Source organism: Clostridium facile (assembly GCF_014297275.1).
In the GTDB taxonomy this organism is placed as follows: Bacteria; Bacillota; Clostridia; order Oscillospirales; family Ruminococcaceae; genus Massilioclostridium; species Massilioclostridium facile.
On record NZ_JACOQK010000001.1, the window covers coordinates 982,370 to 1,004,853 of the forward strand.

A 22,484-nucleotide genomic window follows, 5' to 3' on the forward strand; every position below is an offset into this window, starting at 1 on the left:
ATTTTCGGGATCATGTATAAAATTTAATTCGTTTTTTATATTTTTTAACAGTAGCAAATAGAAAAACGTTTTGGTATTATAACAATAGAGGATAAAACTTATAAGAAGGTGGATAACATGGAAGATCCAAACCGTAGATTTCTTCTGCCACTACTAAAAGGCGGATTATTGATTTTTGTAATTGGCTTTTTCTTGAATTTTTTTCTGTTGACTTTTGGAGTAAAAAGCAAGATTGCTATCTTTGTTGGATAGGAATTTATTCCGATTGCAATGATTACAATGATGGTACGGTATATGAAACAATATCATTTAAAAAAACAAAAGAGGAGGATCGTGATTGTAAGGATTGCTCTTATGGTTTTTATGGCTGTACTCGTGCCAGTTATTGTTTTTTTGTAAATTCAAGTTACAATAAGGCGGGATAAAATGAAACGAAATTTTTTTAAGGATACAAGCCCCTTGAAAAAAGGAATTACAATTATTCTTGCTATCATCTTTCTAGCAAATGTTATTTTGATGATAGCAGGGTTCCAACACACCATTCTTATAGTGATTACATTGGAAATCCCTATTGTCTATATGATTGTATGCTTCATTCAAGATATCAAAAAGTCAAAATTCAGCACTCCTGATTTAACATTAGAACAGAAAAAACTTTATCGGATGGCATGGAGTTGAATCAACCACATACAAATTTACGAAAAGTCGATGGTAAAAGTAAATAGTAGCCTTTCTTATTATTTTTGCGGTTTCGGTTCTCACTTACGGCATTTAGTGCATTTTGGCAGTCTAAAAATATCGTTTACAAGAGACTATACAGATAACAGTCTGACAGGCTTTCATTTGTCAATATAATTTTTTCAAACAAGTGTGACAAGGGAAAATATGGACGGAATTTCGCTAACATACGATACACATTCTACTATCTACTCGATTCCACGCTTGTAATCACTTGTAATATAAGGATTTTTCTGTTCTTAATTTTCAACAAACACATAGATTTTATAACATCACTATGCTACAATGAAGTCAGCGACGAATCGAAATTGACCGAGCTGAAAGCGAGGAATACTTCTTGTCCACAGGGCGAGGAGGCAGAATACAGAAAGAGTTTAACAACTAAAAATGATAGGAGATTAAAAATGAAATCAGTTTTACTTATAGGGCAATCAAATATGGCAGGACGTGGATATTTGCATGAGGTCACGCCAATTTACAACGAAAATATTTTTATGCTTAGGAACGGCAGATGGCAGATGATGACTGAGCCAATCCACTTCGACCGATCAGTTGCTGGTGTTGGCCCAGCAGCATCGTTTGCACAAGCATGGTGTAGCGTCAATAAGAATGAACAAATTGGACTTATTCCTTGTGCGGAAGGAGGCAGCTCTATTGATGAATGGAATAGGGAAGGGTCTCTATTTCGTCATGCAATCAGTGAGGCAAAGTTTGCTATGGAAACCAGCGAATTGATTGCAATTTTATGGCATCAAGGAGAAAGTGACAGCTATAGTGAAAAATATAAAAATTATTATCAGAAACTTCATGCGCTGGTTAATTCGTTCAGAAAAGAACTGGATGTTTCAGAAATTCCGTTTATTGTTGGCGGTTTGGGAGATTATTTGGGCAAGTCAGGGTTTGGGAAAAGTAGTGTAGAGTATGACTTGATTAACCAAGAATTACATAAATATGCAGAAAACAATAGCAATTGTTATTTTGTGACGGGAGAAAAATTAAACCCAAATCCAGATGGAATCCATATCAATGCGGAGTCCCAAAGAAGATTTGGAATAAGATATTTTGAGGCGTATCAAGCCAAATCGAATGTGGATAGGCCATTAGATAATGAAGCAGAAATGGTAAAAATTTATTGTGAAAAAGAACACACTATTGCTGAAAAAAGATATAGAGCGCTAGAACAATTTACATTAGGAAAAAGTTCTATAGACGAAGTAATGAAGTTTTTAAAATAGGAACATTAATTCTAGTTTATTAAGGAATTTGACGAAGTGGAAAATCGGAATTTTTTAGGGCTATTGTGGAATCTCTTTTTTTGTAGCAGCTCCGACAGATCGTATAACACACTACACTTTACAAGTAAAGTTGTGTATGTCAAAGGGAAAGCCCTTTTGGAACCCCCAGACACAAGGAGATGCTATGGCTCGGCAAAGGTCATAGCGCCTCCTTGTTGTCAGCAATCCGTTTCCATAGTCCGTGTGTAGTTCCTTGTAAACTAACTCAAACATCAATACAAAAAACAGCCCTGCTTCACTCATAAACAGGGCTGTTTTTCATTCATTCGTCCACATATCACAATGGAAGAATTCCGGTTGATCTCCATTTTGGTATGGATTATAATGGGGAATCCGGCAACCAAACTCTTTTAAAGAGCTGATTTTCCCATCCTCCGACCAATGTATGATAGAAACGCCATCAAATTTTTCCTGCCTTCCGTCGTTCATCTGGTCCTGGAAAAACCACTCCACCACTGTTTGGTCTTTCTGATGGAAAAATTGCTTTATTTCCCAAACCAACACTTTTCCACGGGTGTTCCATTCCTCAAACCAGTGTTTTATCAAACTCAAACTTTCGTATTTTGGTCCCCAGCTCTCGATATAAATACAATTAGGGGTAAAAATACGATCTATTCCAAGGTCTTTCCCTTGTAGCCACATATCAAACCAAAGACGGATAGTTTTTTCCCGTTGTTCCATTGGATTACACTTCCTTTATATTTTACTACATTTTTTCTTGTTTCGCATTTTTTTTACTATAATTACTATTGTAATGACGGCTGCTAATAAAATCAAGACCCATTTGGAATAAGCGCTAAAGTATGGCCCAAGCACGTCAAAGTTTTCCCCTAACAAATATCCGCAGGAAATCAGAATCGTATTCCAAGATAAAATACCAATACCAGAATATACCACGAAAACTAGATAATTCTGTTTGGTAATCCCTGCGGCAAAAGAAATATAGGTGCGGAAAATCGGAATGACCCGGGCAATCATAACGGAAAGTTTACCGTATTTTTGCTGCCAATCACAAGTTTTTTGGAATTGCCGTGCTGCTTTTGGAAACCGACACAACATACATTCCATCATAGCGTTCCCGCCAATCCTTCCTAAAAAATAACAAAAGCTGGAGCCTAAAATTCCCGCAATCACAGAAATCAAAATAACAAATGTGACCTTATGCCCCAGCTGTGCAGCTACCATTCCGGATAATGGAAGGACAATTTCACTGGAAATTGGAAAACAAGCGTATTCTATCATAATCAACAAAAAAATAGCGAACATGCCATAATGGGATAACAAATCAAAAATTACGTTTCCATCCATATTGTCCCTCCCCTTTCACAGGCATTGTATGATTGGAAAAAGGGAAATATGAATTTTTATAAAAGAAAACCAGTTTGTCATTTTATCGTACAATAACTTTACGAGCTTGACTAATGCCATATGTAAAAAAACAACACAGGTGGGCTCCTTACCAGACTTACCTGTGTTGTTTCTTTTTTATTGTTAGCCACTATTTGATTTTTCCAATCTGATTTCCCCGCTTATATAACACAAAAGAGTATACAATGGGAATCAGTACAATAAGGATGATTACAAGAAAAATTGCTGGCCAAAAAGAGAAAAATGAACTGATTATAGTGATAATACCGCCAATGATCCAAAGGTATCCTGCAAAATGATGGGTTTTGTTCCAGTTGGTTTCATTGTCCAATGTCCAAGGAAGCCTGATGCCGACAGTATAGGACTGTTTGCATTTGGGAAGATAATTCCCTATTATAATGAGCAAAACACCAACAAAAAGTGGTGTCCAGAAAGCAACATGGACTTCCATCCCCATCGAAGCAAATAGGCTAATGGGAACAAAAATCAGCGAAATAATAGGACAAATCCAAAAACCAATGTTTTTTAACATTTTGCTTGCATTGGCTCGTTTGGGGTCATTGTTCACTCCAATATGGACGACTAAGTTGATTATCGCAAGAAAAGCAGGCATACCAAATACCGCCATGGCTTTTGGTTGGTACCAATTCACCTGTCCATCACTTCCCCATTGGGCTGGTACTTGGTCTGGTAATTTAGGATACAAAAGTACACCAAGAAGAATGGGTAGCAAACAAAGGATTGTAGTAATTACCATTGTTTTATTCGCTTTTTTCATTTGAATCGCCTCCGTTAAACTGGGAAATCCATAAAATAATTTCTTCTAACACTGATACATTCATCTCATAATAAATAAAGTTTTTGTATTTTGACTCTAATACCAAATCCGCTTTTTTTAATTGGGAAAGATGGTACGATATGGTCGCATGGGTCATATCAAACTGGCTAGCAATCTCACCTGCTGTTAATTTTCCATTCTTTAGTAAAACTAATATCTGCCTCCGCACAGGGTCGGATAAAGATTTAAAGGTTTCCGCAAATCCCAATCAATCACGTCCTTGCTATCTATTTAGAAAATTTTCTAAATAGATACTATCATAATCAAATCAAAAAGTCAATCCAATACCAAAATTGTTATATTATATGGGAGCCATTTAAAAATAACCCCTTTTTTATTACAGATTTGTTGCTAGTAAAACGTTTTGTGAACTGTCAAGTTTTCCTTTTTATCGTTTCTTTCCGCCAAAATATCGGTATGATTTTTGGCTATTATACTACTTGAAGATTTTCTCTTTTGGAAGTATAATAAATTTTGTCTGTATGGTAAGTGGTTCTTTCCATGTTCAGATAACATATTGATAGTTTTCCTGACGCTAAAACGCTGGTTAAGGCGAAAGACGGACTATTCTATATTATCAGTAATACAGGATAGCTATGTCTTTTTTCAGGCATGGCTATTTTTTGGAGGTTTTTTATGGAAACAAGGATTGCGCTAATTGGCATTATTGTGGAAAATCAAGAATCGGTAGAGAAACTCAATACATTGCTTCATGAGTACGGCGATATGATCATTGGTCGGATGGGACTTCCTTACCGCCAGAGGAATATTAATATTATCAGCCTTGCCGTGGATGCTCCGCAGGATACCATCAATGCATTGTCTGGCAAAATTGGACGGATTGAAGGGATTAGCGCAAAAACAATTTATTCCAATATTGGAGGTGGCCATGGAGCGAATTCATAAAATAGTAGCCCAATTATTAAAAGGGGAATTCCCAGAAAAAGAGGGGTTAAAAGAATTACTATCTTTCCCCACTCATCCAGCTTGGGAAGTATTAAAACAGGCTGCCCGTCATGTGAGGAAACGGTATTATGGAACGGATGTATATATCCGTGGGTTGATTGAATTTACTAATATCTGTAAAAACGACTGTTACTATTGCGGTATCCGAAAAAGCAACCAAAAAGCGGAACGATACCGTTTGACATTGAAACAGGTTTTATCCTGTTGTAAAACTGGCTATCGATTGGGATTCCGAACCTTTGTATTGCAAGGTGGAGAGGATGGTTATTTTACTGATGAAAAACTGTGCCTTTATGTTGCACAGATTCGGAAACGTTATCCAGATTGTGCTATTACCCTTTCTGTAGGGGAACGAAGCCGTGAAAGTTACCAAAAACTGTTTGATGCTGGGGCAAACCGTTATTTATTGAGGCATGAAACTGCCAACAGTGGGCACTATGCCAAGCTGCATCCCTCAGAACTAACCTTAAAGCACCGGATGCAATGTTTATCCGACTTAAAACAGATTGGGTTCCAAACCGGCTGCGGCTTTATGGTGGGTTCCCCATTCCAAACATTGGATAACTTGATAGAGGATTTAGAATTTTTGGTTCAGTTCCAGCCGGAAATGGTAGGGATCGGACCATTTATCCCCCATTGTGATACCCCGTTTGCGGATGAACCCGCTGGTACGCTGGAAATGATGGTGAATTTATTGAGTATCATTCGACTCTTGTTGCCAAAAGTACTTCTTCCCGCCACGACCGCGTTGGGGACAATCGACCCTAACGGACGTGAATTGGGGATACTGGCGGGGGCAAATGTGGTCATGCCAAACCTTTCCCCTATCGCAGTGCGAAAAAAATATCTATTATATAATAATAAAATCAGTACAGGGGCAGAGGCAGCGGAAAGCCTCGCTGACCTGAAACAACGGATGGAGCGGATTGGTTACCAGGTTGTAACCTCCCGTGGGGACTATCCAAAAGAATAGAACAAAAATGAGAGGATGTTTATGATGTACAACTACGACCCAAAATCATTAAAAGCAGAAGAATTTATCAACCACGAGGAGATTCTGGCATCTTTACAATATGCGGATGAAAACAAAAACAACTTGAAATTAGTGGACCAGATTCTAGACAAGGCAGAACTTCGCAAGGGACTTTCCCATAGAGAAGCATCTGTATTGCTTGCGTGTGAGGACCCAGAACGAATTGACCGGATGTACAAGCTAGCGCACCAAATCAAGCTGGATTTTTATGGCAACCGCATTGTTATGTTTGCCCCATTGTACTTATCTAACTACTGTGTCAATGGTTGTGTGTACTGCCCTTACCATGCTAAAAACAAGCACATTGCCCGTAAAAAGCTGACCCAAGAGGAAATTGTAAAGGAAGTAACCGCTTTACAGGATATGGGACATAAACGTTTGGCAATTGAGGCTGGAGAAGACCCAGTGAACAACCCAATTGAATATATTTTGGAATGTATCAAAACCATTTATTCCATCAAGCATAAAAATGGTGCGATTCGCCGTGTTAATGTAAACATTGCGGCAACTACAGTGGAAAACTACCGTAAACTGAAAGAAGCTGGAATTGGAACCTATATTTTATTCCAGGAAACCTACCATAAAGAAAGCTATGAACAGCTTCATCCAACAGGTCCAAAACACAATTACGCATACCACACCGAGGCCATGGACCGCGCGATGGAAGGTGGGATTGACGATGTTGGCTTAGGGGTATTGTTCGGACTAGAACTTTACCGGTACGAATTTGCCGGCTTGCTCATGCACGCGGAACATCTGGAAGCTGTCCACGGGGTTGGCCCACACACCATCAGCGTACCAAGGATCAAACATGCGGATGATATTGACCCTTCTGCGTTTGACAACAGTATTAGTGATGATATTTTCGCAAAAATTTGCGCTTTAATCCGTATTGCGGTTCCATATACCGGAATGATTATTTCCACCAGAGAAAGCCAGTCTGTCCGTGAAAAAGTTCTGCCTTTGGGTGTTTCCCAAATCAGCGGTGCTTCCCGTACCAGCGTGGGCGGCTACTGTGAACCAGAACCAGAAGAAGAAAATTCCGCCCAGTTTGATGTCAGCGATAACCGAACTTTGGACGAAGTAGTAAATTGGCTGATGCGTTTGGGGTATATTCCAAGTTTCTGTACTGCATGTTACCGGGAAGGCAGAACCGGCGACCGGTTTATGAGTTTGTGTAAGAACGGGCAGATTTTAAACTGCTGCCATCCAAACGCTTTGATGACATTAAAAGAATATTTGGAGGACTACGCAAGCGAGGACACTAGAAAAATTGGGGAAGCCCTGATTGAGCAGGAACTGAAAAAAATACCAAATCCAAAAGTACAAAAAATCGCTTATGAGCACATCCATGATATTGCGGGCGGAAAAAGGGATTTCCGTTTCTAAGGAGGATTTATGGCAGAAAATTTAAACCAAACCCCCAACGCTAACCGGATCCACATCGGATTTTTTGGAAAGCGGAATAGTGGAAAATCTTCTTTAATTAACCAGTTTGTCTGTCAGGAGGTTTCGATTGTATCCGATTACGCTGGAACAACTACTGACCCTGTTTACAAAGCAATGGAAATCAACCCATTAGGTGCTTGCGTCATCATTGATACCGCAGGGTTTGACGATGTGGGAGAACTGGGCGAAATTCGGGTAGAAAAAACCAAGTTAGCCGCTGAAAAAACAGAACTAGCGGTGATTGTCTGTTCGGATACAGAATTATCCGGTGAATTAAACTGGTATACATACTTTAAAAAGAAAAATACCCCCGTCCTGTTTGTAGTAAATAAAGTAGATGTCCAGGATGGGGCTGGGATTGTGGAAGCCATTCAAAATGAAACCGGACTTTCCCCTCTTTTGGTCAGCGCGAAAACAGGTCAAGGGATCGAACAGTTAAAACCTGCGTTGGCAAGGCTTCTGCCAGAAGATTATGGTGCAAAGGATATTACTGGTTCTTTGGTACAGCAAGGTGACTTAGTTTTATTGGTTATGCCGCAGGATATCCAAGCTCCAAAAGGCAGGTTGATTCTACCCCAGGTACAGACAATCCGGGAATTGTTAGACAAAAAAGCCTTGGTGATGAGTGTTACCACCGACCAACTGGACGCTGCTTTGGCAAGCCTGCAATCTCCTCCGAAGCTGATAATTACGGATTCCCAGGTGTTCCGGTATGTGTACGAACGTAAACCCCAAAAATCTCTACTCACCTCTTTTTCCGTTTTATTTGCCGCACATAAAGGGGATATCCAATATTATTTAGAAGGAGCGAAAGCAATTGGCGGATTGAGCGAATCTTCTAAAGTGTTGATTGCGGAATGCTGTACCCATGCCCCCTTATCCGAAGATATTGGACGGGTAAAGATACCAAATCTACTGCGTAAACGGTTTGGACAAAGGTTGGATATCCAGATGGTCAGCGGGACAGATTTCCCTCAGGACTTAACGCCTTATGATTTGATTATCCAGTGTGGTGCCTGCATGTTTAACCGGAAATATGTGCTTTCTCGGATTGACCGTGCCAAAAAACAGGATATCCCTATGACTAACTACGGGGTTACCATCGCTTATTTAACAGGCATTTTAGATGATATTACCATCCCAGAATAAGATTGCTTAATAGCTGTACATTATTTCCTCAGTACGATAATAGAAACATTAAAATTGAGGAAAATGGATATGTTAGTGAAGTTTAATGAGATAAAGGGAATGTCTGTGCAGGGAATAAATAATGAAACAGATATGATGGGTTGCTGTGGAAGAACAGAAAAAATGATTTCTTGTTTCATTCATGTAGACGGTTCAATCGACTTGTATAAACATGAAACAAGTGACGACTATGTATTATTTAGAAGTGGGAAAAAGCCATTTGTGATGGCAGAGAGGAAATTTTAAGTGAGAGAACTTGTCATATTTGTAATAAGGACTCTGAACATAACATGGAAATGAAGATTTCGTTATCCTCACAATTGTTGTAGAGAGATAACGAAATGGATGACAAATTTGTAACAGTTTCTTTTAGGATAATGTTTGCTGTTGTTATTGAGATTTCTGTTTTGATCAGGGTAAGTCAATAGATTTGAAACCATTGTTCTTTTTCAATGATTACACAAATAACCATTTTCGATAAGCGCGTTCAAGCGCAATCTATCCCAGTTAAATTTTTCGTTCCAATGAGACAAATAAATATCACACTGTCGGTAGTTTGCAGCATATCAAGTAAAATAATCAATACGCTGTGGGATATATGAAAAAAGTACGATACCAATTGGCATCGTACTTTTTTGTCAAATATTCAGTATATCTACTTTTTTAAACAAAGGTAGGCTTTATCCAGATGGAATTTATATTGTTATTTTCGATCATAGCAATCGTATTGTTTGCAAATAGGACTGCACTATCTTCACAAAAATCATTTGGATTTCCGATACAAACCCAACCTGTATCCGGGTTAAAATATGTCTGCCAATTTGTAGCATACTGAATTCCAGTACCTGTTTGATAATTTTGGTCAGGTAGTATGAATAAATTCCCTGGTTGAGCCTTTGGAACGATGAGATTTTTTCTAATCCAATTCATTTGAGGATTTAGTCCTGTTAATTGGAGCGCTTTTTTCGTTTGTAAATTCACATCCAAACTATTATATCCATTTCTAATTAGAATGGAAAAGTTTACATCATTCCATGGCTCATAAAAAAATGAATTCTCATTTTTGATATACTGTGCTTCGCCAGATAAAATATCGTCCTTATGAATAAATGTAACTGTTATCATCGCTTGCTCCGAAAAAGAAATATACATTCTTACCATTCATAAGTAAAGAATCCTTCTGTCCAATTATCCTCATCCAAGCGATATTCATCAATATTAAAATCATCTGGATGATCGATAAATTTAGGGTATTTTTTAAATTTTTCTAAAGCCTGTTCCGCTTTTTCTCTGGTAGAATATACCGCAATATCTGTTACGATATCATAACCATCTTCATCTTCATAAAAATGTGTTAATTCAAAAATTGACTTCATAGTGTCTTCCTCCTATATAAAATCAAAATCCATTTCGTATTCTACAATCACAAAATCATCCGGATAATCTATAAAACCCTCAATTATTTTATATTTCTCTATCGTTTTCTCTGCATTTTCTCTAGTAGAATAGTATCCTATTGTTTTACCACAATAAATCCATTTTTGTTCTTTATTATCGTACTCTACTTTTCGTTGATGCGTTAATTGATATACAAACATGAAACCCCTCCTATTTTAAACCTAAAGTTCTATACGCCCATTTTTTTATTTTACTATATTCTGAGCCTGCACCTTTACCAATATTTTTCACTTAAGATTCTATTTGTAAAGTCTTGCGCTAATTCACCAGAATAACAAAGTACTATACCAATTGGCATAGTACTTTGTTACTAATTTTAATATTCACTCATTGCCTTTCTAAATTTTTTATCATCCGATGAATATCCCTGTAATACACCTAACATATGGCAAAAATCAGTTGCAATTTCATAATGGCTTATGATAAATAAAATCTCGTCATTCTCTTTAAATCCATTTTGGAAAACCCAAAAATATGGAATAGAACAGTCAGATACTTGAAAAAGACTACTTGGTATCCAATCCGGTGGACAAGCTTCCTCATACGATATTAAATAGTACATAATATGATCATGAACCATTATTCCATATACTGTATATTCCGCACCAACAAATAAAGGATATTCTACTCCTCCATCTACACCAGTACCAAAACTGAAAGTAACAAAATAATCAATATTCTTTGGAACAGAGTATGGCTTTATAAAACAAGGCACAGTATCGGTTATATGTTTTTTTGTAACACATTTTACTTTCATGATATAATTCCTTTACTTTAATTTAAAATCAGCAAATTTACCGGTTCTGGTATTATATACAAAATGAATTATCACTTTTGAGTCATCTGGTGTGTTATAAGATTTGTTACATTTTAATCCATCCTTTAGTTGCTTTCTATCTTGAATCTTGAATAATAATAATTACCTTGTAAATGTTCTACGTTTTTCAAAGGATTGGACTTTACTTCTGTCATAAATAGTTGTTCATATAAATTTTTAGCTGTAGTTTTTCTTATATTTAGATCTCATCTCCAATATCTTTTATAATACATACTCTCTACTTTCGATTGGATAATGCGATATACCCCTAGAAGGGAGAATCTATCCGAAAACTTATGCTTTTAGATGATTCTCTACTGAAAGAATAATGATATATTTACTTCATCAAATATTGTTAAATGCAATTTTATGTTCTTTCAGAAACGCAAGATCTTGTTTCGTTGGATTTTGCATAAAAGATAGTTTTTCATGTGTTACTGTTGCAAACCATAATTTATCATTGCGATAAAAACAAATATCTTCTGGTACATCATCGTCTGATGTGATAAAAAGATTTGGTATTTTTAAAAGTTCTTTGCGGCTTTCTTTACAACAACGGCAAATTATCATTATTTGATGTCTCAGTTGTCCTAAAAAATCGACTGGCCAGTCTTTTTTTTTCAAAAATAAATTGAGTAGCATAAGGAGTAATCTGATTACAGTATTTATAAATTGGAGGGTTTTGAGAATATGGCTTTTGAATTAATACAGTAATCGAAAAATTATCTGAAAATTTAGAAAGGAATTCAATAAGAATTTGTTCGTTCTGAATTATGTCATTATAATTTATATTGATTTTATGAAACATAGAGTCTATATCCTTCTATTCGTCTTCCACCCTCTATAACATGATAATGCCGCCAATAACCCGCACCATATGCTGGATCTCGTACAGGTACTTCAACTACCCATGTAGTTGAAGTATATCCATGTACATTTAAACCAATATCTATGCTTTAACAATATACCATATCATTTGGTAATCAATCGGTATAGCAATTATTTTTTCTTACGGGAGAGAACCAGTACAACTCCTGCAACTGCCAATGTTGCGATTCCAACAATTGGTACAAAATCGCCTGTTTTGGCTGCATTTGCTTTTGGTGTGGTAGATTCCTGTCCAGTTTGAGTAGCTATATCATTCGTGGATGAAGTCATTTCTTCTGGAACAGTTCCATCTACTGTTACTAACTGATCCATTGCAGCCTGCACAGATTGTACTGCTGCGTCTACTTCTTCCTGACTTGCGTTTTCATTTTCCAGTACCATTTTTGCTTCATTTACTGCTGCTGTCAGTACTGTATAACTTTCTGCTGTATATTCAGATGCACTAATCTTATTTGCCTGTGCAACCGCTTCTTCCAAGATGGACTTATCCGCTTTATATCTCAGGTTTAACATTGCGTTTAACAGATTATCCGCTACTTCATTGATTTCCGCCTGCATGGCGTCTCCGTCATTGTATACACCTTTGGCTGCTTCCAATGCTACGGTGAATTCTGCTTGACCTGCTTCTACATATTTACTCAGGTCAATTTTTTTCGCTACTTCAATTAAACTAGCTAAACTTTCTTTATCCCCAGCTATAAACCCTAATTTATGAATTTCATTCAGCAATGTTTTCCATGCTTGATCAATTACTTCTTGACTTGCATTTTCATTTGCTGCTACTGTTTTGGCATTTTCCAGTGCTGTATCAAAGGATTTTTGTACGCTTTCAATGGCATTATCATATTCCCCGCTTACTTTGGCATTTTCTGCATAAGCAATAACAGCATTCAAAACTGTTTTGTCCCCAGATGGAACCATACGATTATCCACATAAACATTTAATTCCGCACAACTTGCATATCCACCTACTGCTTCTAACGCTGTTAAACGAATCGCTGTTACTTTTGTTGGTTTTATTGTAATCGATTGGGTATCATTATTGCCTGGCCAATTTCCTTTTGATAATACTTCCCAACTTCCATCCTGTAACAATCCTTCTAACTGATATTTTTGAATAATACCATTTTTACTATCCTTATCAGTACGTGGTATATAAACAACTTGGAAAATATTTTCTGGCTGTTGGAACTGTAAGGTTAAACTTTGTGGCAAAACTGGACCACTTGTTTTATAGTTGGTATGCCAAATTGTAGTAGGGTTATCATCAATTGCAAAAGATGCTGGACCGTTAATGAAATCTGGAGGATTTGTTTCACTAGTAGCACTAGCTGTCATTTCAGAATGCGGTAATAATGTACCTTGTGTTACATTTAAGCGCAAAGAATGATCTGTATTCATAATAATTTGTTGTGTTGGATTTTCCTGATAAATGTCTCCTTCCCAATTTGAAAAAGAATAAAAATCATCTTGAATTGGTTCTACAGTTACTTTAGTACCTTGTTTAAATTCTTCTGTATACGGTAAGGTAACCTGTTTATTGTTTACTTTTACTGGAACACCTTTAGCGCCATCTACTGCAAGTGTATAGTTTTCTTTTTGGTTTAACGTATTATTAAGTACAATTTCAGATAATTGTAGGTAATACACAGTGGGATTATCAAATACAGCTTTTCCTAGTTTTGTTGTTGTAATTTTTATATATCGAGCTGTATATATTTCGTCCCACAATACAGTAAATGGGGAACCTTTTTCTGGTTGTATGTCAACTGCAGTATAGATTGTTTTAAATTCTTCCTCTTGCTCACCTTTAATTGAAATTGTAAAATCTTTGGGGAATGATGCAATTGTACCATCTTCAGCTAAACAATCCGTTCTTGGATAAAGCTTTATCTGATTAAATTGTTGGTTAGACCCTAAATCCAACTGAATTTCTATTGGTTGTTCCGCAACATTTTGAGAGGATAAGCCATTGCTTGTAAAACCATTTGCACCTTTTTGGTTCGGATATTGATAAATTCCATCTGTAAGGTTTTGAGGCATCCAATCTGGGTCAATTAACATTTGGTTATTAGAAGTTACTGTTGCACCTAATGCTAAATTTTCAATGCCACTGTAGGCGTGTTCAACGATTAAATTTGTATGTTCCTGTGGTGTGATATGGATGGTTTCTTTATCCGATTGAATATCTCCATTCCATTGATAAAATGTATATTCATTGTTTAAATTTGGAATGATTTGCAATTGAATTTCTTCTCCTGGAAAAATTAATTGTTGATAAGGCAAAGAAACAGGAGTTTTACCATTTATAGAAATTTGATCTGAAATAGATGCCATATCTGATGTAATAGAAAGAACTTTTGAAGAGGAACTGTATAACTCTACCTCCCCTACTGCCATATAGAATTTTCCATCATCCATTTGGCTAAGTTCACTGCTTGTTATACGAATAAACTGAAGTTGTTTTGGCTGTTCTAATTCCAAAATATATGGTAAAGAAGGATTGTGCCCTGAAACATTTTGAATGACTTCCCAATCTTTATTGTTATTCGAGACTTCTATTGTAAAACTTTGTGGTAATCCCTGGCTGCTGGATGGATAAATAGAAACTATATCAATTGGGCAGATGTTATCAAAACCAATACCTACCCATTGTGAATTGTTAGAGGTTTCTTGAGGTTCTGAGAACCACCCATTTGTTCGATTTCCATCATTTATGCCAGTATAATTTCCACTGGAAGAAATTCCAATTCCCGATGAAGCTATATTAAACCGGTCAGAAATTATCTGTACTGGGGTAGAACTGATTTCAGTTGAATTTAAGTGGAAACGTTCATAGATTGGTGTTAATGTTCTTTCAGAAAAAGGTAGATTTTGTTCCGCAATATTTTGTTGGTTTTGGAACCATCCCAATTCTACAAAACCTTTTGAATAGATCAAACCGGAAATATGTCCATTTTGTTCTTTTGTATTGTGAAAAACAACAGGCAAATCAAACTGGAATGATATTTTTGTACCTTTTTTTACAGATAAATTGAGGTGGATAAATCCATTTTCTACTGGAGCATCTACCGTTTTACCATCTACACAAACTTGATAAGATGAAACAAACGATGGTACAAATAAGCAAAGATTTAAATTAGTATTTTGATTACAATCTAATACAGAAAACTCAACATTTCCGTCTTCTGGATAATTGCTCATTTGTTGTAGGGTAATACCATTAAATTTTAGCGTGTTATTTCCATATTGTAAGGCATACAAAGCATTATCCTGCCCTATCATATACTGATACCGAATTGCCTTTGTCGTTCCTTCTCCACCGCGCATTGTGCAACATTGTGTTGCCTCAAATCCGTGTAAATTTAAAGTTTGGTTAGAAACACCTACGCAGCTATCTGTTCCAAAACCTCCATTGGATCGTTGTGCCGCACCAATACCATTATATAAAATTTTTTGTCCTAACTCTAACCAAGCAATATCCTCTGTAAAGCGGAATAATTCCATAGCAACAAGATAAGAATCTATAATTGCACATGGCTCTGTCCATTCTGGGCGTTGATACCAGTTATAATTCATATATGCTTCTGTCATACCATAAGTAATATATTCATTCATACGTTGTAGTGCATAATCTAAATATTTTTTATCATTTGTTTCCTGATAAAACCGTAGCAACCCTCTCGTTGCCGATAAAGTTGCATGGGTTTGGAATTTTAAATCGACTACATCCGCTTTCATAAATTTTTGAATTAACACATCTATTACCTGTTTTAGTTCTTGGTTGTGTGTCACTTCATATGCATGGGTAGCTCCATCTAACATCATAAAGATGCAACCTGTATCTGTAGATAATTCCCAACCGTTTTGTTGGCCAATAATCTCTCCAGATACACCTCCGCCACCGCTTAAATGCTCAATTGGATATCTTTCAATAGCAGGTTTTCCTTCAATTAATAATTTCTGTACCAAATTATTGATAACATTTAATGCTCGTTGATCTCCATTCCATTGATACAACTCACACATCGCACGCAAAAACCAACTATGTCCAGAAAACAACTGTTCATTTGCCATATCTGGATTTAATTTCGAGTTCATAAATGCTCCATCGATTAAATTCTTTTCCATTTCATCCATCATTGCTTCTAACGTGACTGGTTCACGTTGGTGCAATGTCTTTGCCTGGCTAACTAAACCTAAAATAATACGTCCTTGCATATCTCCTGGCCAGCTTGGATCGCCAGCAATTGCTTTTTGTACATTATATTGGTCGCTTTCTAAACGATCGTAATTTGCATTTGCACGTTCATACAAATAACCAGATTCTGTGTTCAGGTTAGAAAGATCAATCAATTCCAGTTGATTTCCAGTAGTTTTTTCTTGTGTTTTTGCCACAACAGGAATACTGTATAAACACAAAAAAAGCATTGCTAATATAGTGCTGATTCCTCTTAAAATATAATTTTTCCTCATCGTCTTTTTCTCCTCCTATAAAAAAGATATAATTTCATTATACCTTCGTTATTGAGAAAAAACAATAGAATTATTTCACTAAATAAAATATTTTTATGGTATATAATTTCTGTTTTATGGATAATCATTGAATGTTTTCCTAATATTTTTCATTATTTTGATTTTAATGTAAAATTTGAATCTTATAAAAAAACCCAACCTTTCTATAGAAAAGTTGGGTTTTTTATAGCAGAGAAAAGATAAACACAAGAATATTATAGATTTATAATTACACAATGTATGTGTTGCCAGTAAGGATGCTAATCTAATGAATGTTTTGATTTGAAAAACAACTTTTGAGTAGATTATTGTACCCATGTTAGAGTTTTTAAGTTTCTTCTTAAAAATTACAGAGCAATCTTTTGTGAAAAGTATATTTTTCTGTTAGAAGAAATCATATGCTCCAATACTTACAGATAAGTATTGGTTTTCCGAAATAGAATTCTAATTTTACAAAGATATGGAACTCCCTTTACGGAATGGCATATGATTACTCCAGATTGTAAACTATTGTTGATGATGGACAATATTCCGTTTGGCAATAAGATAGGTAGCGATAAAATACAGAACATAAATGGCTACCACTACGAACGCAATTGCCGTTGTCGTTGTTACAACTTCGCTTACATTCCCCGCATATCCCGACATCTCCATAATTTTGGTGCAGATTTGCGCAGTTGGAACGCTCAACAAAACTGGGACTACAAACGGCAACAGGAAAAAGCAGAAAATCTGGTAGAACAACGTCCTGTTCTGTTCCTGTTCCCCTGTTCCCAGCCGGAATAAAATCCGATATTTTTGTCGGTCATCCGACAAACTGGAGAGTGTTTTTAGCGCTAAAATCGCCATTGCCAAAAATACAAATACAATGGAAATATACAAAGCACCTACTATAAAAATAGCGGTATTACTATTGCGTTGGATTCTGCCATACTCTTTTAAATCATAATCACAGCGTTCAATCAAATATTGCCCATTCCTGCTGGTGGTTTGATAGCTGAGCTCCTGGCGCAATGCTTCGGCATCATAGCGGTCTTGCTTCAAATCATACGCCATACAATCCAATTCCACGTCTAACCCCTGTACTGCTTCATCCGGCACAATCGCTGTGAAATAATAGTAGGAAAACATTGGAACATCGGTTAAAATTCCACCATAACAATAGGTTTTACCGTTTAAATCCAACTGGGTGGAGGAAAAATCGTAAGCCTGCACTTGTGGGATATCCGCTATAATTTTATAGGTCCCATTTAAGGTAACAGTGGGAATTCCCAATGCCTCACAAAGCTGATTAAAATCGCTTTCGGTAATAAAGGTATCATTTAACCCTTCATATCCTTCCCCAGACCATTTGGTTTGGCGATATAGAGTATTGTCTTGGGAAGCGTAATACCGATATGGAATTTTGCGTTCAATCTCCGAATAATTCTGGATGGTCTGTTCCGCCTGCTCCATACTAATTGGGCTTGGGTCTTTTGGATCCAGGTTGGCTGTAATATCAAACGGATAATTTTTATCCAGCGTCAGCTTCTCACTAGTTTTCTGCATAAATGATACATTGGAACCAATAATGGCAAACGCAATCAAAAACGACAGAAACCCCGCCATCACCGCGTTGGTGCTTAATTTTCCGGAAAGTTGCCTTAGGATAAAAGTATTGGTTCTGCGATTGCGGAATTTTTCATTTTTTAATAATAGATTGACAATGCTTTTGGAAACCCCAATATGGAAGATAATTAAAGCAACACCTAGTGTAACGAAACAAGAAAAAATGAGAAATCCAGCTTGATCCGAATCGGTATTTTGGAACATATTGAGGACAGTTTGATAAAATACTACACAGCAACCCACAATGGCAATGCCGGATAATACAGCGATAGCCATCCAAAACATAGGGTGTTTTACCTTTTTTTCTACCATCCGGTCTCCATGCAACAAATGGTACACGCTTACCCGGTTGAGATACAAAGAAGAAGTAATAGAGGACAACAAAAATACCGTTACCACTAAAGCAATTGTCAGCAAAAGCCCGCTGGCGGAGTAGGAGGCGAATGAAAATTCCATCTCCATCAGGTTGGTAATCAACGCCATCAATCCCTGGTAGATAAAAACTCCCAACAGGATTCCCGCCAAAATGGCAGCTACACATAAAATCATGGTTTCCAAGATAAAAATTGAAAGGATGTTTTTCCGGGTCATCCCCAGGGTAAGATAGGTTCCAAACTCTCGCTTTCTCAGTTTTAACATAAAGGAAGTAGCGTAACCCAATACAAACGCCACAATAATCGAGACAAATATGGTAATGCTGATTAATCCACTTTTTAGCTCCTGCATGGACTCCGCAAAAGCCATAAGCTGCTTGTTAAAAATAACATTGTTTACTGCGAACATTAATGCCACAGTAATGGAAACCGTTATAAAATAGATAAGATAGTTTCCAACCTGGCGTTTTACGTTCCGAAAAGCCAATTTACCGAACATCCGCATCACCCCCAAGAGCTGCCATTACCGATAGAATTTCACGGTACATGGTTTTCCGGTCACGGTCACCACGATTGACCTCACTCCAAATGTTCCCATCTTTTAAGAACAAAACACGGTCTGCATAGGAACCAACCACTGCATCGTGGGTTACTACCAAGATGGTAGAATTCAGGGATTTGTTCATCAACTCAAATGTTTGCATTAAAATACGGGAATTTTTTGAATCCAGCGCACCGGTTGGTTCATCCGCTAGTACAATCGCCGGGGAGGTAATAATCGCTCTGGCACAGGCCACCCGCTGGCGTTGTCCGCCGGATAGTTCATAGGGGAACTTATCCAACTGGTCATATACCCCTAATTCCTTGGAGATGACCTCCAGTGCCTGTTTAGTTTTGGATAGGCTAACCCCTTTTAAATTCAGAGGAAGTGTAATGTTCTCCCCTACCGTTAAAGTGTCCAGCAGGTTGTATTCCTGGAAGATAAAACCCAGCTTATCCCGGCGGAATGCGGAAAGCTGGTTTTCTTTCATTTCTGCGATATTGTTATCCTCCACATAAATTTCCCCAGCGCTGACCCTATCAATAGTAGAAATCACATTGAGCAAAGTGCTTTTTCCCGAACCGGAAGCCCCCATAATGGCAGTGAATTCTCCTTTGTTTACGGTAAAGGAAATTCCATCCAACGCTTTGGTTACTACGCTTCCACTCCCATAATATTTCACAACGTTTTTTACTTTTAAAATTTCATTCATGACCGTATCCTCCATTTCGTCTTTTACTATACCACGAAACAGGGGATTTTTTTCTAACACTATCCCTATGGTTTTCTTACATTTTTGTAAGGTTGGGAAAAGTAAAGGAAATACGGGTATATTTGGATGGTTCGGACTGGATTTCCAGGGAAATTTCCAATTGGTTGCACAGTTCTTTGACCAAGTACAACCCCATCCCTGTACTTCCACCCAGTCTTCTGCCATTGGTTCCAGTAAAACCCCGCTCTGTTACCCTGCCTAATTCGTGTTTTGGAATCCCAATCCCATTGTCCTCCACAGTAATCGTCCCATTTTCTGCTGTAATTACAATGTGGCAGCCCGGGCTGTATTTGGCGCTGTTAATCAATAGCTGCTTTAAAATAAAACAAAGGGGTTTTTGATCCGAATACACCATAAAATCACCCGAAACATCAATGCTGACATTGGCGGCAATCAGCAGTTCCATCTGGCTTTTTACCGCCTCATTGATGACAGGGGCAACCTGGAACCGCTGGATTTGGTTATCCCGTTCCACCGAACGCATCCGTGCGTAGTACAAAATGCTCTCGGTCAGGTTGTCCGCCCGTTTTAATTCCCGTTTTAATTTTCTAGGGTCTGCATCATTGGCTAAAATGAGGGAGCAGGCAGTCAATGGAGTTTTAATTTCGTGAATCCAACTTTCCACATAATCGCAATACTCTTCTTTTTCCCGTACCGATTGTTCCACAATGCCAATGGCGGAACGGGAAATGATTTTCATTACCTCATAATATTGCCGTTCTACCAGGTTATTTGGCAACGGCAGCAATTCCCCCAACAAATAAGGTTCAGTCAGTTGCTGTTGCAGCTGAAATAGATGGTTGAGTTTGGAACGCTCTACGAGATAATTGCACACCAGCCAACAGATTACCAGCAGTGCCAAAAATCCAATGGCAATCCCAATTAATCCTAATGATACTTTACTATAAAGTAAAAATACCGTTATTATGATTCCACCAATTCCTAAAAAGCAGAGGGTAATTGCTTTGGAACGGAAAAATTCACGAAATTTCATAATCTATACCCCACTCCCCTTACGGTACGGATATGTTCGTTGGCTCCCATGCGTTTTAGTTTTTCCCGCAAGCGGTTAATATTCACACTTAAAGTGTTATCGTCAATATATAAGCTGTTGTTCCAAAGGTCTTCAATGATTTCCTCCCGGGTACAAAGCTCCTTGTTCATCAAACATGCTAAAATGCGGGTTTCATTTTTGGTAAGCTCCTCCGTTTGCCCTTGAAACCCCACCGTCAGTTCCGCCAAGTTTAGGGTCAGCCCTTTTACCGATACAACGGTATTGGTTTTCCGCTTTAACAGGCGGGAAATCCTCGCCAGAAGCACGGAAGAATTATAGGGTTTTCGGATATAATCATCCGCTCCGACCCCAAAGCCCAGCAGTTCGTCTTCTGAGGAAACCCGGGCTGTCAAAAAAATCACTGGGACATCCGATTGCAGGCGCAGTTTCCGGCAAATTTCAAAACCGCTCTCCCCAGGCAGATTGACATCCAGCAACGCCAAATCACAAGGAGGTTGTTCCACTGTACAATACCCATTGGCATGTAACAGGGTAACCAGTTCATCTTTAATACTTTGGTCATCTTCTATTACTAAGATTTTTTCCATTTTTATCCCCCATTTATCCTGTTCCATCTATCTGGCATCGAACAGGTTGTAATTCCAATCTACCACAAAGCCATCCAGACAAAAACAGCCCCTGAAAGCAGGAGCCGTTTTTATTGATTCATGTATTACGCGTTTTGGTTTTTCTTTTCAAAGTATTGTTTTAATTTTTCACTGCTGGAGAAGAACGCCAGGGCAAATCCAAACAAACCAACCAAAATTGCCACGACGCCTTCCACGTTCCAGAGGAATCCTGGATAGATGCAGAACAGGGAGCCAAACAGCAGCCCTAAAATGCCAAAATAGGTCTGCTGGGTAAACCGTTTCAAGACCAGGTTAATGAGTTTTGCACCAACAATCAAGCCAATGATAATACCAAGGCCGGCGGCAGCACCAATTGGAATTAAGGTACTCATCCAAAGGGAAACGTTTATTGGGAACAATGCAGCAGCAGTACCGGACACCAATGGATAGATACCCAACAGCACCATAACAAACGAACCGCTTACCCCTGGAATAATCATCGCAATCGCCGCAATAATGCCACCAAAGAACAGCTGCAACAGCATTGGGAAAGTAACAGTTACTGTTTGGATATTGGTCGTGGTTTCGGAAGTTTTGGTAAAGGAAATCACAACCAACAGCGCTAAAGCAAGCACAAACCAGATAACAGAACTGATTTTAACGGATTTTTTTCCATCTTTCAGTTGTTCTTTTGGGAACGCATTGCGGAATACCAATGGCACACTTCCCAAAATCAAGCCGATAAAGAAGAAGTTGGTTACAACCAGATGGTTTTCCAACATATAGGTGATTAATTTACTAAACAGGATGATACCAACAGCGGCACCCAACAAAATTTGGAACAGGAAAATAATATTCCCTTTTATATCTTTTCTAAAATCACTGACCGCGCCAATAATTTTATCAAACATATTTAAAATAACCATCATAGTACCGCCGCTTACCCCTGGGATGATATTGGCAACACCAATGACTAAGCCTGATAACATATTTTTAATCCATTTTAACATTGT

The 22,484-nt window shown here is 37.7% G+C and carries 23 protein-coding genes; 8 read left to right on the forward strand and 15 right to left on the reverse strand.

Annotation, left to right across the window (positions count from 1 at the left end):
• Positions 1-117: 117 nt before the first annotated feature.
• From H8Z77_RS11565 to H8Z77_RS04140, 3 genes are all read left to right on the forward strand, one after another.
• Entirely contained in the window at positions 118-252 is a 135-nt protein-coding gene (locus H8Z77_RS11565) for a hypothetical protein (protein WP_286165428.1), read from the forward strand.
• 174 nt (positions 253-426) lie between these two features.
• A complete protein-coding gene (locus tag H8Z77_RS04135) occupies positions 427-678 on the forward strand; it encodes a hypothetical protein (protein WP_186996265.1) in 252 nt (83 codons plus the stop codon).
• A 464-nt stretch (positions 679-1,142) separates the two neighbouring features.
• Positions 1,143-1,973, forward strand: coding sequence for a sialate O-acetylesterase (locus tag H8Z77_RS04140; protein ID WP_186996266.1), 831 nt, complete (start codon positions 1,143-1,145; stop codon positions 1,971-1,973).
• 318 nt (positions 1,974-2,291) lie between these two features.
• On the opposite strand, the gene H8Z77_RS04145 is transcribed toward H8Z77_RS04140, so the two are convergent.
• The 4 genes from H8Z77_RS04145 to H8Z77_RS04160 all read right to left on the reverse strand — a co-directional run bounded on the left by H8Z77_RS04145 (position 2,292) and on the right by H8Z77_RS04160 (position 4,447).
• On the reverse strand, positions 2,292-2,714 hold the full coding sequence (locus tag H8Z77_RS04145) for a nuclear transport factor 2 family protein (protein ID WP_186996267.1): 423 nt from the start codon (positions 2,712-2,714) through the stop codon (positions 2,292-2,294).
• 15 nt (positions 2,715-2,729) lie between these two features.
• The gene (locus H8Z77_RS04150; protein ID WP_186996268.1) at positions 2,730-3,341 is read right to left on the reverse strand and encodes a DedA family protein; all 612 of its coding nucleotides are present in this window, start codon (positions 3,339-3,341) and stop codon (positions 2,730-2,732) included.
• Positions 3,342-3,531: 190 nt separating this feature from the next.
• A complete protein-coding gene (locus H8Z77_RS04155) occupies positions 3,532-4,179 on the reverse strand; it encodes an SdpI family protein (protein WP_186996269.1) in 648 nt (215 codons plus the stop codon).
• Positions 4,163-4,447 carry an autorepressor SdpR family transcription factor gene (locus H8Z77_RS04160; protein ID WP_186996270.1) on the reverse strand — a complete coding sequence of 95 codons (285 nt, stop codon included), beginning with the start codon at positions 4,445-4,447 and terminating at the stop codon, positions 4,163-4,165. Before H8Z77_RS04160 ends, H8Z77_RS04155 begins: the two co-directional genes overlap by 17 nt.
• A gap of 428 nt (positions 4,448-4,875) precedes the next feature.
• Here H8Z77_RS04160 and H8Z77_RS04165 point away from each other — a divergent pair, with 428 nt between their 5' ends.
• The 5 genes from H8Z77_RS04165 (at position 4,876) to H8Z77_RS04185 (ending at position 9,121) form a co-directional block, all read left to right on the forward strand.
• Positions 4,876-5,145: a TM1266 family iron-only hydrogenase system putative regulator gene (locus H8Z77_RS04165; RefSeq protein WP_069988933.1), complete on the forward strand. Its 270-nt coding sequence runs from the start codon at positions 4,876-4,878 to the stop codon at positions 5,143-5,145.
• Positions 5,138-6,178: a [FeFe] hydrogenase H-cluster radical SAM maturase HydE gene (hydE, locus tag H8Z77_RS04170; protein WP_436231581.1), complete on the forward strand. Its 1,041-nt coding sequence runs from the start codon at positions 5,138-5,140 to the stop codon at positions 6,176-6,178. Before H8Z77_RS04165 ends, hydE begins: the two co-directional genes overlap by 8 nt.
• Before the next feature lie 24 nt (positions 6,179-6,202).
• Positions 6,203-7,627, forward strand: a complete 1,425-nt coding sequence (gene hydG, locus H8Z77_RS04175) for a [FeFe] hydrogenase H-cluster radical SAM maturase HydG (RefSeq protein WP_186997102.1) — start codon at positions 6,203-6,205, stop codon at positions 7,625-7,627.
• 9 nt (positions 7,628-7,636) lie between these two features.
• Positions 7,637-8,836 (forward strand): [FeFe] hydrogenase H-cluster maturation GTPase HydF, encoded by a 1,200-nt coding sequence (gene hydF, locus H8Z77_RS04180; protein WP_186996272.1) that lies wholly within the window; start codon positions 7,637-7,639, stop codon positions 8,834-8,836.
• A gap of 69 nt (positions 8,837-8,905) precedes the next feature.
• Positions 8,906-9,121: a hypothetical protein gene (locus H8Z77_RS04185; protein ID WP_186997142.1), complete on the forward strand. Its 216-nt coding sequence runs from the start codon at positions 8,906-8,908 to the stop codon at positions 9,119-9,121.
• Between the two features lie 417 nt (positions 9,122-9,538).
• Here H8Z77_RS04185 and H8Z77_RS04190 read toward each other — a convergent pair whose 3' ends face one another.
• The 11 genes from H8Z77_RS04190 to H8Z77_RS04240 all read right to left on the reverse strand — a co-directional run bounded on the left by H8Z77_RS04190 (position 9,539) and on the right by H8Z77_RS04240 (position 22,481).
• Positions 9,539-10,000: a hypothetical protein gene (locus H8Z77_RS04190; RefSeq protein WP_186996273.1), complete on the reverse strand. Its 462-nt coding sequence runs from the start codon at positions 9,998-10,000 to the stop codon at positions 9,539-9,541.
• A gap of 29 nt (positions 10,001-10,029) precedes the next feature.
• Entirely contained in the window at positions 10,030-10,251 is a 222-nt protein-coding gene (locus H8Z77_RS04195) for a DUF7336 domain-containing protein (protein ID WP_186996274.1), read from the reverse strand.
• Between the two features lie 12 nt (positions 10,252-10,263).
• A complete protein-coding gene (locus tag H8Z77_RS04200) occupies positions 10,264-10,473 on the reverse strand; it encodes a DUF7336 domain-containing protein (RefSeq protein WP_186997143.1) in 210 nt (69 codons plus the stop codon).
• Between the two features lie 176 nt (positions 10,474-10,649).
• On the reverse strand, positions 10,650-11,090 hold the full coding sequence (locus tag H8Z77_RS04205) for a hypothetical protein (RefSeq protein ID WP_069988940.1): 441 nt from the start codon (positions 11,088-11,090) through the stop codon (positions 10,650-10,652).
• A gap of 405 nt (positions 11,091-11,495) precedes the next feature.
• The gene (locus H8Z77_RS04210) at positions 11,496-11,792 is read right to left on the reverse strand and encodes a hypothetical protein (protein WP_141720212.1); all 297 of its coding nucleotides are present in this window, start codon (positions 11,790-11,792) and stop codon (positions 11,496-11,498) included.
• Between the two features lie 357 nt (positions 11,793-12,149).
• A complete protein-coding gene (locus H8Z77_RS04215; protein WP_186996275.1) occupies positions 12,150-16,514 on the reverse strand; it encodes a discoidin domain-containing protein in 4,365 nt (1,454 codons plus the stop codon).
• 546 nt (positions 16,515-17,060) lie between these two features.
• Positions 17,061-19,034, reverse strand: coding sequence for an ABC transporter permease (locus H8Z77_RS04220; RefSeq protein WP_186996276.1), 1,974 nt, complete (start codon positions 19,032-19,034; stop codon positions 17,061-17,063).
• On the reverse strand, positions 19,024-19,788 hold the full coding sequence (locus tag H8Z77_RS04225; RefSeq protein ID WP_186996277.1) for an ABC transporter ATP-binding protein: 765 nt from the start codon (positions 19,786-19,788) through the stop codon (positions 19,024-19,026). The genes H8Z77_RS04220 and H8Z77_RS04225 overlap by 11 nt, the downstream gene beginning before the upstream one ends.
• A gap of 76 nt (positions 19,789-19,864) precedes the next feature.
• Positions 19,865-20,842 carry a sensor histidine kinase gene (locus tag H8Z77_RS04230; RefSeq protein ID WP_069988946.1) on the reverse strand — a complete coding sequence of 326 codons (978 nt, stop codon included), beginning with the start codon at positions 20,840-20,842 and terminating at the stop codon, positions 19,865-19,867.
• Positions 20,839-21,450, reverse strand: a complete 612-nt coding sequence (locus H8Z77_RS04235; protein WP_069988947.1) for a response regulator transcription factor — start codon at positions 21,448-21,450, stop codon at positions 20,839-20,841. The genes H8Z77_RS04230 and H8Z77_RS04235 overlap by 4 nt, the downstream gene beginning before the upstream one ends.
• A gap of 125 nt (positions 21,451-21,575) precedes the next feature.
• Positions 21,576-22,481: a DUF368 domain-containing protein gene (locus H8Z77_RS04240; protein ID WP_186996278.1), complete on the reverse strand. Its 906-nt coding sequence runs from the start codon at positions 22,479-22,481 to the stop codon at positions 21,576-21,578.
• Positions 22,482-22,484 lie beyond the last annotated feature (3 nt).